Genomic DNA, 12716 nt, shown 5'->3' on the forward strand with positions numbered 1-12716 from the left:
CGACCTAAACGCCCGCATCAGGTGACGCGCTGGCCGGGACGCGGTGGGAAGCGGCCCGCACGGAGCCGCTTCCCACGCGTACTCCTAGGAGTTGTAGGCCTGCGCGGTCACCGTGACCTGGCGGGCGAGGCCCGACCGGGCCGGCCAGGAGATCCGCACCTCGCGGCTCTCCCCCGGCAGGAGCCAGAAGTAGTTGTCGTCGTAGCGGGCCGGCAGGACCCGCTCGCCGCGCTGGTCGCGCACGGCGAGCCGCACCAACGCGGCGACCGTACGACCCTGGTTGCGGACCGTCGTGGTGACGGTGTTGCGCCTGTCCACGACGCGTACGGTGCTCGACGACGTCGACAGGCGGGTGCCCGCCAGGTCGTTGAGCACCCGCAACTGCGCGGCCTTGTCGTAGCGCCAGTAGGTGTTCTCCGCGAGCAACCGGTCCCGGCCGTCGCGCAGCTCCAGTCGCACCAGGTGCAGCCCGCCGCCGTCGGGCGCGGCGAGCGCGAAGGCCGCCGTGGTGGCCGAGCGGGCCACGTCCACCCGCTGACGTTGGGGCGAACCCAACGAACGGCCGCCCAGGTCGTAGCGTCGGGCGCTCACCGTGACCCCGCTCAGCGCGGCGGCGGTGTGGTTGACCACCCGGACCTGCCAGGTGCCCGGGTCGGCCTGGACGTGCACCGGCTCGCACCCCTTGCGGGCACCGTAGTAGGCGCCGTTCACGTCGAGGTCGTAGTCGTAGGTCTGCCAGACCGTGCTGTGCCACGCCGGGTGCGACATCCACAGCAGCAGACCGGTCGCGTCCTGCCACAGGTTGGCGTTCCACGCCTCGAACATGGCGCGGTGGCTCTCGTAGTTGACGAACTGCGCCCGGGTGGCGAACTCGTCGAGGGAGGCGGACTCACCGAGCCGCGCGTCGATCGCCGCCTGGTACGTGCCGACACGCTGGTTACCGATGGTCGACCAGTCGTGGTAGTTCCACACCTCGCCGATCGGCCACTCCGGCGCGTCCCCGACCAGGTTGCGCATGCTCTCGACCACCGACACCACCGGCATGCCGATCTCGGTGTGGAAGCCGAACGAGTCCGCCTCGTAGATCGTCTTGTCGGTGTAGGTCGTCGGGTCGACCCAGCCGTACGGCCCACGCCCGCTCACAATGCCGCTGGCGGAGTTGGGGATGTAGAGGATCTCCGGGTGCTCGGTGGCGACGGCCTGCTTGAGCCCGGCGTCGACGATCGGCGGCGGGTCCCCCTCGTTCGCGCCGCACCAGACCACGATGCTCGGGTGGTGGCGGAACCGCCGGATGGTGTCGGCGGCGATGTCGACGTAGCCGGGCGGGTTGGGCAGGAAGGCCCCGGCCTGCCAGAAGTCGTTCCACACCAGGATGCCCTGCTCGTCGCAGGCCTGGTACAGCTCCTCACGGTTGCTGCTGCCGAGCCAGTTGCGGATCATCGTGAAGTTCATGTCGCGGTGCATCGCGACGGTGTCGGCCAGCCGGTCGGGCAGCACCCGGCGCAGCAGCTCGTCCCAGCCCCAGTTGCCGCCGCGAGCGAACACCGGCACGCCGTTCACCGTGATCTTCAGCTCGGTGATCTTGTTGCTGACCGCCTTGACGTCGGTCCAGCGCTGCCCGTCGTCGGAGACCTGGATGACGAAATCGCGAGCGTACGCCTGCTCCCAGACGATGGTGACCTGGTCGAAGCTGACCGGAGCGCCGAGGTCGACCTGGATCCACTGGTTGTCCTCGAACTGTGACGACCAGCGGGTCCGGGGGTTGCCGTCGACGGCCCGGTCCGGGCCGTTGGAGTCGCCGTCGGACGACGACGCGGTGGCGGTCCGGCGCAGCGCCAGGTCGACGCCCGGCTCGGCCTGCCGCTGCACCGAGAGCGCCCACATGGACACACCCCACGAGGTGACCCGCGCGCCGGTCTGGATGCGCAGGTGCTGCGCGGTCTGGCTCGCGAAGGTCTCGACCTGGGTGGCGCGGCTGCCCAGCGGGGCGTCGTTGCTGACCGACGTCACGTCGTTCCAGGCGTCCCCGTCGGAGGAGACCTGGACGCGGTAGTCCAGCGCGTACGCCTGCTCCCACACGATGGTAACCCGGTCGAAGTCGACCGCCGCGCCGAGGTCGACCTGGATCCACTGGTCGTCCTCGGCCTGCGAGGCCCAGCGGGTCGCCGCGTCGCCGTCCACGGCCTTGCCGGGACCGTTGCCGTCGTTCTCCGAGGACGACGCGGTGGCGTCGCGGCGCAGGGCGAGATCCGGGCCGGTGCCGTCGGCCACCGACAGCGAGAACATCGAGATGCCCCAACCGGTGGCGCGCTGGCCGGCCTGGACACGCACGTGCCGAGCGTGCTGCCGGTCGAACGTGACCGTCTGGGTCGCCGCGCCGTCGACGAACTCCAGGGCGGGCTTGCCGGGCGGCGAGATGACGATCGGCTGGTGCCAGTCGTAGGCGAACTCGCGAACACCGAAGCGGAGCGCCCGCCGGTCGCTGACCGAGCGCTTGACGGTGGCGGTGAGCGTGAGGTCGTACAGGTGGGGGTCGCCGTAGCCGTTGGGCCACCAGAGTCGGGGGTTGCGCAGCCGCAGCGCGCGGAAGCGCTCCGGCGCGAAGGTGACTGTGGTGCTCCCGCCGGCGGGAACGGTCACCGTGGACTCGACGCGTACCTTGTCGAACTCGGCGCGGACGGTGACAGTGGTGGCGCTGGTCGCCGCGTTGCGGACCGGCACCCGGATGGTGACCTCGGCGGTGTCGGTCTTCGGCAGGTCCGGCAGCGTGGTCTGCACGTGCGGGTCACCGATGACCACCGCGCCGGTGCTGCGCAGGCGGACGTGGTCCCAGAGGCCGGTGACCCGGTCGCGCACGGCCGGCATCCAGTCCCACCCGGACACCGCCAGGTAGGTCGGCGCGTCAAGGTAGTGGTGGGCCGACTGGAGGAAGGTACGACCGTCGGGGCCCTTGTCGCCGGGGGTGCCCGGGTGCGGCATCGGGGTGACCCGGACGGCGAGGACGTGCTCGCCACGGTGACCGGCCAACGCGTCGGTGATGTCGAAGGCGGCCCGCGCGAACGGGTGCTTGACGCTGCCGACCTGCACGCCGTTGACCCAGGCGGTCGCCTCGTGGTTGATCCCGTCGAACTCCAGCCAGATCCGTCGGCCGGCCGAGGTGTCGAGGTCGCGCGGCAGCCGCAGCGCGCGCCGGTACCACCACGTGTGCCGGGACAGCGCCTCCGGGATGCGCATGTTGTTGAAGCCGGACACCGGGTCGGGCAGGTGGCCCTGCTCGACCAGGGCGCCCAGTACGGTGCCGGGCACCGTCGCCGGCAGCCAGGACCGGACGTCGACGCCGGCGCGGGAGAGCTCGGCGCCGTCGGCGGTGCCGGCGAAGTCGTCCATCGTCAACGACCAGCCCGACTCCAGCGGCACCGTGCCGTCCGCGGCCACCCGCAGCTCGGGGGCCGGGCCGGTGTTGCCGCCCTCCCAACTGGTCCAGCCCTCGGCCTTCGGCCGGCCGGCCGGCGGTACGCCGTAGACCTGGAAGCCGTTGAGGCCCACCGGGTTGCTGTTCGAGCGCTTCGTGGCGGTCATCCGGATCCACCTGGCGGTGACCGGCTCGGGCAGCTTGATGGTCTGCGCGCCGCCCCGGCCCTCGCTGGTCTCGTACACCGACCGCCAGGCACGGCCGTCGGTGGAGACCTCGATCCGGTACGCGGTCGCGGCGCTGGAGAGGATCTCGTCACCGTCGGTGTCGGTGTAGTTGCCGTCGAACGGCCCGTCGTCGAGCGTGGCCTCGAAGACCAGGGAAACGGCCTCGATCCGGCACAGCGCCTGGAGGTCCACCGAGATCCACTGTGGATCGCCGTTGGCCGCGCGCCATCCACTCCCCCGGACGCCCACCTGCGGCAGGCCGTCCACCGCGAAGGTGGCCGGCGTCGGCGCGTAGTCGGTCGAGGAGACCGCCACCGGGCGGTACCGGGCCAGGTCCGTGGCAGCGGGGGTGGCGGTCGGCGGCGGCACGGCGGCGGCGGACGCGGGGGCGTTCGGGAGTGCCGCGGTCACCCCGACCGACGCCAGCAGCGTCGCGCCGGCGGAGAGGAAGGTACGCCGGGAAATCGGCGATGGCTCGGACATCTTGCCTCCAGACATGACAACGTTGTCAGGTAGCGGGGGGTCTGTGACAACGTTGTCAGATGGTGGCCCGATGTTTCCCCGGAGTCAAGGGTCCGAGTCGATCGTGATTCCCCGAACACGGTCCGCAGCTGTTCCACTTCGGACGTCGACAGGCGGCCGCCGATCCCTCCTGGTGATCAGAATCGGCCAGGCGTCGCCATCATCCTGACGACCCGGAACGGCGTCGCGTCCGGTGTCGTCATGTCGCCCCACAACTCGGCACGGGAGTGCGGGCTATATGGGCGCTGCCTTTGGAGCTGATGCCGCAAACGATTCAGCTCCAAAGGCACCGACCAACACCTCTCCACCCCGCGACGCGCAGGCGGATCGGAGGTCACGGCGGCAGATCCCTCGGCAGCTGACCACGGCGCCCGTCGACCACCTAGCCCGGGACGACCGCGCGCCCGACGGTCAGCTCGCCGTGCCGTTTTCCCTGCGGTCGGGGTCCCGAGGGTGGTACTCGGGGCGGAGCTTCGCGCTCGCGAACGCCGCCTTCACCGCCGCCGAGAGCGCGGCCATGTCGTACGCGCCGTGGTGCCGCCGGCCGTTGATGAAAAAGGTCGGGGTGCCGGTGACACCGCTGAGGTCGGCCGAGTCGACGTCCTCGGCGATCCGGTCCACGCCCATCCGCCTCACCATGTGCTCCCGGAACCCGTCCAGGTCCAGGCCGAGCTGTTCGGCGTAGCCGAGCACGTCGGCGGGGTCGAGAGCGTCCTGGTGGGCGAGCAGCAGGTCGTGCATCTCCCAGAACGCGCCCTGCTCCCCCGCCGCCTCGGCGGCCTCGGCGGCGAGCTGGGCATGCGGGTGGACGTCGGTGAGCGGCAGGTGCCGCCAGACGTACCGGACGTTGGCGAAGTCCGCCAACAGCTCCCGGACCACCGGCTCGGCCTGCCCGCAGTAGGGGCACTCGAAGTCGCCGTACTCCACCACGGTCACCGGCGCGTCGAGCGCCCCCCGCATGTGGTCGCGGTCCGCATCGACCGGCAGCATCAGGTCGATGATCCCCTCGGTGACGCCCAGCAGCGCGCGGGTCCGCCGCGCCGGCGAGAGTCGACCGACAGACCGGAACACCAGCCAGGTGACGACTGACGCGCCGAGCGTCGCCACGAGGATGCCGAACTTCGCCTCGTCCAGGGCCGGGCCACTCAGGGCATGGGTGGCGATCAGGAGGGCGACGGTGAAACCGATGCCGGAGATCGTGCCGACCCCCGCGACCGCGACCCACCCGACGGGTGGCCGGAACCGGTTTCCGCTGATACGGGTCACCAACCACGCGGTGGCCACGATCCCGGCCGGCTTGCCGACGACGTACGCGACCACGACCCCCAGCGTGACCGGGGAGGTCACCGCCCTGGCCAGCAGGTCGCCGTCGATCACGATGCCGACGTTGGCCAGCGCGAACAGCGGCACCACCAGGTAGCTCGCCAACGGGTGGTAGAGCGTCTGCAACCGCTCGTTGGGCGACAGCGCCGAGATGAGCCCCGCCCGGGCCATCCGGGCCAGTTGTGGGGTGGGCTGCTCCCGAAAGAGGCGGAACTGGTCGCTGGCCCGCTGCAGGTCGCCGCGGCCGGGATCGTAGGCGTAGGTCAGCAGCCCCATCACCAGGCCCACCGCGACCGGGTCGACACCGGACATCGAGACGGCGAGCCAGGCCGCCACCCCGAGCAGCGCGTAGACCGGCCCGAACCGCACCCCGCAGCCCCGGACGAGCAACACCACGCCGAAGATCGCCGCCGCGACGACCAGCGCCGTCAGCGAGGGGTGATGCGGGTACGCGATGGCCAGCACCGCGATCGCCACCACGTCGTCGACGACGGAGACGGTCAGCAGGAAACCCCGCAGCCGTTCCGAGAAGCGCGGCCCGAAGACGGCCAGGGCGCCGAGCGCGAGCGCCGTGTCGGTGGCCATCACCGCACCCCAGCCCGCCGCAGTGGTGTGCCCGGCGTTGATGGCGAGGTAGATGGCGATCGGCACGAGCATGCCGCCGACCCCGGCCAGTATCGGCAACGCCAGGCGACGCCGTTCCCGCAGTTCACCGATGTCGAACTCGCGGCGCAACTCCAGCCCCGCGACCAGAAAGAAGAACGTCATCAGGCCGCTGTTGATCCAGGTGCGCATGTCATGCGCCACCTGCCAGTCGCCGAGCCGGACCGAGAAGGAAGTGTTCCAGACCGACTCGTACGACGATGCGCTGAGGTTCGCCCAGACGAGAGCCGCCACCGCGGCGATCAGCACCACCCGCGCGCCGCCGGTCTCGGTACGCAGGAACGAGCGCAGCGGCGCGTCGAACCGCCGGTCCCAGATGGTTCGGGCGGACCACCCCCGCTGCGTGTTGTCGCTCGTCACGGAAACAATCTTCGTCGCCCCGACCGTCACGTGGATCGGATTGCTAGTCCTCCTCGGCGAAGACGACAGCGCGGCGCTGGCGGATCGTCGGCAGGACGGCGACGACGAGCGCGACGACGGCCAGAACCAGCAGCGCCGCGGAGATCGGCCGGGTCACGAAGACCGACGGGTCGCCGCGGGAGATGATGAGCGCGCGCCGCAGGTTCTCCTCGAGCAGCGGGCCGAGGACGAAGCCGAGCAGCAGGGGCGCCGGCTCGCACCCGCACTTGATCAGGATGTAGCCCAGGATCCCGAAGAACGCGATCGCGTAGACGTCGTACGCGTTGGAGTTCAGGGAGTAGGTGCCGATCGCGGCGAACAGGATGATCATCGGGAAGAGCACCTGGTACGGGATGCGCAACATGCGCACCCAGAGGCCGATCAGCGGCAGGTTCAACAGCAGCAGGAGCACGTTGCCGATCCACATCGAGGCGATCAGGCCCCAGAACAGCGCCGGCTCGTCGTTGATGACGTTCGGGCCCGGGGTGATGCCGTGGACGATGAACGCGCCGATCATCAGTGCCATCACCGGGTGAGCGGGTAGGCCCAGTGTGAGCAGCGGAATGAACGACGTCTGCGCGGCGGCGTTGTTCGCCGACTCGGGGCCGGCGACGCCCTCGATCGCGCCCCGCCCGAACTCCTGCGGCCGCTTCGAGACGCGCTTCTCGACCGCGTACGAGGTGAACGAGGCCAGCACGTGGCCGCCGCCGGGGAGAACACCGAGCGCGGCGCCGAGACCGGTGCCCCGCAGGATCGGGGCGATGATCCGACGCCGGTCCTCGCGGGTGGGCCAGAGGTTGGTCACCTTACTGACGATCGCCGTACGGGTCTGCTCGTTCTCCAGGTTGCGCAGGATCTCGGCCACCCCGAACAGGCCCACGGCGACCGACACGAAGTCGATGCCGCCGTACAGCTCGCGCTGCTCGAACACGAAGCGGGGCGTTCCGGTGTAGATGTCCTGGCCGACAGTGCCGAGCAGCACGCCGAGCGCGATCATCGCCAGTGCCTTGAGCGCGGTGCCGCGCGCCAGCGCGATCGACACGATCAGGCCGAACAGCACGAGTGAGAAATAGTCGGCCGGGCCGAACTTCAACGCGACGCTGGCCAGGGGCGGGGCCGCGGCGGCCAGCGCCACTGTTGCGACAGTACCGGCGGCGAAGGACCCGATCGCCGCGGCCGCCAGGGCGGGGCCGGCCCGGCCCTGGCGGGCCATCTCGTGCCCGTCCAGCGCCGTGACCGCCGCTGACGACTCACCGGGCAGGTTGATCAGGATGGCGGTCGTCGAGCCGCCGTACTGCGCCCCGTAGTAGATGCCGGCCAGCATGATCAGCGCGGTGACCGGCTCGAAGCTGAACGTGATCGGCAGCAGCATCGCCACCGTGGCCGTGGGCCCGATGCCGGGCAGCACACCGACGGCGGTCCCGAGCAGCACTCCCACGAAGCAGTAGAGGACGTTCTGGATCAGCAGGGCCGTCGAGAAGCCCAACGCGAGGTTGTCGAGGAGTTCCATGCCTCAATCCGGATGCCGCGTCAGAGACCCAGCCAGGGGCCCCACAGCGGGATCCGCAGCTGAAGTCCGACGACAAAGATGAGCGTGCTGGCCACGGTCAGCCCGGCGGCCACGGCCACCGCCGTGAGCAGCCGTACGCGTGAGCTGGCCAGGGCGGTGAGCAGTGCGGTCACCGCCGTCGTCGGGACGAACCCGAGCCGCCGGATGGTGAACCCGAAGAACAGGACCGCGAGCACGATGACGGCGACCGCCCGCCACGGGACCGGCCCGAACGAGATCACCTCGCCGGCGACAAGGCCCTTGAGGGCGATCGCCAGGCCGAGGGCGACCACGGCTGCGCCGACCAGCAGCGGGAAGGCGCCAGGGCCCATTCGTGTCGGGGTGCCCAGCTCGTAGCCGAGCGCCCCCACCACGAATGCGCCACCGATCAGGACGAAGATCCCCCCGGCGAGGACGTCCGGGAACGACCGACGGCGCTCCACCTCAGGAGACCTTGACCCCGGAGTCGGCAATGATCTTCGCCCAGGTGCCGAGTTGCTCGTCGAGCTTCGCCCGGTGCGCGTCCGGGGTCGCGTCCTGGGCCGGGACTGGCGCGGTGCCGAGTTTTGCCATCTGGTCGATGACCCCCTGGTCGGCCAGTGCCACCTTCAACGCCTCGGACAGCTTCTGCACGACCTCCGGCGGCGTGTCGGCCGGAACGTAGAGACCGTGCCACACGCTGACCTTCAGCTGCGGCAGCCCGGCCTCGGTGGTGGTGGGCAGGTCGGGAAGGCTCTTCACCCGCTCGGGTGTGGTGACCGCGTACGCCTTCACCTTTCCCGCGGCGATCTGGCCGCTGGTGTTCGTCGTCTGGTCGCACATGAAGTCGACCTGGCCGCCGACCAGGTCGGTCAGCGCGGGACCGGTGCCCTGGTAGGGAACCTCCTGGAGCTTCACGCCGGTAGTGCTCTGAAACAGCAGACCGCACAGGTGCGACGCGGCGCCGATGCCGGCGTTGGCCAGCGTGACCTTGTTGGCGTTCGCCTTCACGTGGGTCACCAGGTCCTGGAGGGTCGCGGGCGCGAAATCCTTGCGGGCGACGATCGTCATCGGCACCTCGGTGACGAGCCCTACCGTCTCGAAGTCCTCCAGGGGCTTGTAGCCGAGGCTCTTGTAGAGGGCGGGTGCCGTCGACATGCCGATGTGGTGCATGAGCACCGTGTAGCCGTCCGGCTTGGCCCGCGCGACATCGCCGGCGCCGACAGTGCCCCCGGCGCCCTCGACGTTCTGGACGACGATCTTGCCGCCGAGCTTCGCGGCCATCGGCCCGGCGATCATCCGGGTGACAGTGTCCGTCGGGCCGCCCGCGCTGAACGGCACGACGATCGTGATGTTCTCGTCCGGGTAGTTCGCGGCGTCCCCGCCGCCGGTGGCCCCTCCGTTGCCGGAACAGGCGGCGGCGAGCGAGACGACACCGATCGCGGCGATCATCCGCGCGGCGGCCCGGTACCTGCTGGTCGTACGCATATGGCGACCTCCCCATCAACGCATGGACATCCCTCGGCACGTTGACTCTCAGTCTCGGCTGGTCGGGGCCCGGATGGTGTCAGAAAAATCCCAAGAACCCGGGCCGGCACGAGCCCCGTTCAGGGCCGTACCTGACCCAGGCGGGCTTCGAGGTTCACCGCGTCGCCACCGCCGCGGACGCCGAACGCGCCGCGCCGTCCGACGTGGTCCTCGTCGACCTGGGTCTCCCCGACGGCGACGGGCTCGACGTGATCCGCAAGCTGCGCGACCACCCGCAGACCGCCGTCATCGCGGTGACAGCGCGATCCGAGGAGCACGAACGGGTCCGTGGGCTGCGCGCCGGCGCCGACGACTACATCGTCAGACCGTTCGGCATCCCCGAGTTGCTCGCCCGGATCGACGCCGTCCTGCGGCGTACCAGGGCCGCTCGTGCCCTCGGCCAGACCGACGAGCCGCTCGTCCTCGGCCCGATACGCATCGGCGTCGGCACCCGAGAGGTCACCGTCGACGGCGCACTCGTGCCGCTGACCCGCAAGGAGTTCGAACTGCTCCTGCTCCTGGCCCGGCGGGCGCCCAACGTGGTCAGCCGCGACGTCATCCTCGACCAGATCTGGGGCGCGTCCTGGGAGTCGTCGAGCCGCACCCTGGACACCCACATCGCGGCGTTGCGGCACAAGCTGGGGCCGGACGTGGTCATCCGCACCGTCCACGGCGTCGGCTATCGGCTGCTGGCCGACCAGCCGGAGCTGATCGGCTGACCGGGTGCACCGCCGGCTGCTCGTCGTCCTGGTGCCCCTCGCCGTGCTCCTCGTCGCGGCGCTCGGGGTGCCGCTCAGCGTCACCGTCGCCGAACGGGAAATGCAGGAGACGTACGTCAACCGTCTGGGCGACGTCGGTCGGTTCGCCTCGCTGGCCGAGACCGCGCTGTCGACCGGCCGCACCGAGGCTTTACAGCAGGAGCTGACGCGGTACCACGAGCTCTACGGCATCCCGGTCGCGCTGATCGACACGTCGGGTGCGGTGCTGCTCGGACCGGCCGACGCGTACCGGAAGGCGGCGCAAGCCGAGGCGGCGTTGCCCCGGATCGTGACCGCCGCGCTTGCCGGTGCCCGCTCCGACCCGTCCTGGGAGTGGGCGCCGTGGGACGATTCCGCACTCGTGGTGGCGGAGCCGGTCGGCCGGAACAGTGAGGTCGTCGGCGCCGTCGTGACGATCTCCGACCTGACCCGGACGCGGGAGCTCATCCTCGTACGCTGGGCCCGGCTGGCCGGGCTCGGGCTGCTGCCGTTGCTCGCGCTGACGGCAGTCGCCTGGCCGGTGTCGGCGTGGGTGCTGCGACCGGTGCGGAAACTCGACGCGGCGACCGCACGGATCTCCGAGGGCGACCTGACCATCCGCGCCGACGCCGAGGCCGGCCCCATCGAGCTGCGGCGGCTGGCGCGGTCGTTCAACACCATGATGGACGCCGTCGAGAACGCCGCCCAGCGGCAGCGTGCCTTCGTCTCCGACGCGTCGCACCAGCTACGCAACCCGTTGACCAGCCTCCGGCTCGCCGTGGAGAGCCTGGCACCACACCTACGGCCCGAGGGCGACGGGCAGCAGATGTACGACGTCGCCGTCGACGAGCTGAAGGCGATGCAGCGGATGCTGAATTCGCTGCAGGCCAGCGCCCGGATGGAGAGCCTGCGGACGGCGTCACCGGTGGACCTCGACGAGGTGCTGGCGACCCGGGTGGACCGGTGGCGGGCCCTGACGGCCACGGCCGGGCAGACCCTGACTGTCGCCGTACCCCCGGGGTTGCGGTTGTGGGAACCGCCGGGCGGCCTGGGTAGCATCCTGGACGAGCTGATCAGCAACGCGTTGCGACTGTCCGACGCGCAGGCCGTGGAGGTGACCGCACAGGCCGCCCCTGCTGGCACGGTGGTCACTGTCGCCGTCCGCGACGACGGCCAGGGCATCGACGTGTCCGAGCGGGCCCAGGCGTTGCAACGGTTCTGGCGCTCACCTCGGCACCAGAACGTGTCCGGGACCGGGCTGGGCCTGGCGATCTGCGCCGACCTGATCGGGGCGGCCGGCGGTGAGCTGCGGCTTGAAGAGGGCCTGCCCCGTCCGGACGGGTCCGGGCACGGGCTCGCCGCAGTGGTGGTGTTGCCGGTCGCGCCGGCCTTGGTTTGACGTGGTCCCGGGTTCAGCGTTTGCGGTCGCGGAACCAGGCCGCCGCGCCCGGATGGAGCGGGACCGACGCGGTGGAGATCCCGGTACGCACGTTGATCTGCCACGCCTCCGGAAGGGCCTCCGCATCGTCGCGGCCAGCCGAGGTGATCGCTCCGGTGTGCGTGAAGATCGTGTCGGTGATGGCGTAGACCAGATCGTCAGGCAGGTCGTCGCGCGCCAGCAGCACATTCGGTACCGCAACGGTGCGGGTCGCCGGGACACCGGCATAGGCAGCCGCGTGGATCATGGCTGGGGCATACGGACCCGGGTACGCCGTGAAGAGCCTGTCCGCCTGCGCGTCCAGCGGAATCAACCGGATCGGGTGCCGCTGCGCCAACTCCGTGATGGCGGGTGTGGGGACGCCGGTCAGCGAGAACATGGCGTCGATCGTGCCGTCGCGCAGCGCTGCCGCCGACTCGGCCTGGCTGATGTTCCGGCCGTTGGCGTTGAGCGGGCCGAGCTGCAGGACCCGCCGCGACGTGAACTCCGTGCCGGAGTCGTGGGCACCGAGGGACACGCGATTGCCCGCAAGGTCCCGAAACTCTGTTATGGCCGAACCGGCCATGACCACGAGGTGCAGATGACTGTCGTAGAGCCGGCAGATCGCCGACAGCCCTCCGGGCGCGCTGCCGTCGCTGGTGATCAGGGCGTCCAGGCTGGTCAGGCCCAGGTGCACCTCGCCGGCCCGCAGCATCCGGATATTGTCGGTGGACGCCCCGCTCGGCACCGTGGTCACCGTGGCACCCGGCACCTGCTCGGAGATGTGCTCGGCCAGCGCCCCACCGATCCGCCGGTAGACCGCCCCCGCCGGCCCGGTAGCCAGGCGCAGCTGGACGTCGTCCACCTCAGGCCGCCCCGAACAACCAACAAGCACCCCGCCCCCGACCAGCAACACCGCCCGCCGAGAAAACCCCGCCATCCCAAAAGGATACGAACCCCG

8 protein-coding genes are annotated in these 12716 nt (G+C 70.8%); 2 read left to right on the forward strand and 6 right to left on the reverse strand.

Features of this window, described 5'->3' with window-relative positions; all coding sequences use genetic code 11:
* Positions 1-84: 84 nt before the first annotated feature.
* The 5 genes from ACIBEF_RS28790 to ACIBEF_RS28810 form a co-directional block, all read right to left on the reverse strand.
* Positions 85-4122: a discoidin domain-containing protein gene (locus ACIBEF_RS28790; RefSeq protein ID WP_396796399.1), complete on the reverse strand. Its 4038-nt coding sequence runs from the start codon at positions 4120-4122 to the stop codon at positions 85-87.
* A 450-nt stretch (positions 4123-4572) separates the two neighbouring features.
* Entirely contained in the window at positions 4573-6507 is a 1935-nt protein-coding gene (locus ACIBEF_RS28795) for a Na+/H+ antiporter NhaA (protein WP_396796400.1), read from the reverse strand.
* A gap of 43 nt (positions 6508-6550) precedes the next feature.
* The gene (locus tag ACIBEF_RS28800; RefSeq protein ID WP_396796402.1) at positions 6551-8056 is read right to left on the reverse strand and encodes a tripartite tricarboxylate transporter permease; all 1506 of its coding nucleotides are present in this window, start codon (positions 8054-8056) and stop codon (positions 6551-6553) included.
* Between the two features lie 20 nt (positions 8057-8076).
* On the reverse strand, positions 8077-8538 hold the full coding sequence (locus ACIBEF_RS28805) for a tripartite tricarboxylate transporter TctB family protein (RefSeq protein WP_396796403.1): 462 nt from the start codon (positions 8536-8538) through the stop codon (positions 8077-8079).
* A 1-nt stretch (position 8539) separates the two neighbouring features.
* Positions 8540-9562 carry a tripartite tricarboxylate transporter substrate-binding protein gene (locus ACIBEF_RS28810; RefSeq protein WP_396796405.1) on the reverse strand — a complete coding sequence of 341 codons (1023 nt, stop codon included), beginning with the start codon at positions 9560-9562 and terminating at the stop codon, positions 8540-8542.
* A gap of 41 nt (positions 9563-9603) precedes the next feature.
* Here ACIBEF_RS28810 and ACIBEF_RS28815 point away from each other — a divergent pair, with 41 nt between their 5' ends.
* Both ACIBEF_RS28815 and ACIBEF_RS28820 read left to right on the forward strand, forming a co-directional pair.
* Complete coding sequence (locus ACIBEF_RS28815; RefSeq protein ID WP_396796407.1) at positions 9604-10320, forward strand: response regulator transcription factor; 717 nt, start codon at positions 9604-9606, stop codon at positions 10318-10320.
* 4 nt (positions 10321-10324) lie between these two features.
* On the forward strand, positions 10325-11737 hold the full coding sequence (locus ACIBEF_RS28820) for an ATP-binding protein (RefSeq protein WP_396796408.1): 1413 nt from the start codon (positions 10325-10327) through the stop codon (positions 11735-11737).
* A gap of 13 nt (positions 11738-11750) precedes the next feature.
* On the opposite strand, the gene ACIBEF_RS28825 is transcribed toward ACIBEF_RS28820, so the two are convergent.
* A complete protein-coding gene (locus tag ACIBEF_RS28825) occupies positions 11751-12695 on the reverse strand; it encodes a TAXI family TRAP transporter solute-binding subunit (RefSeq protein ID WP_396796410.1) in 945 nt (314 codons plus the stop codon).
* Between the last annotated feature and the right edge of the window lie 21 nt (positions 12696-12716).

Origin of the sequence: Micromonospora sp. NPDC050795, from assembly GCF_044456785.1 — a bacterium.
Lineage (GTDB): Bacteria > Actinomycetota > Actinomycetes > Mycobacteriales > Micromonosporaceae > Micromonospora.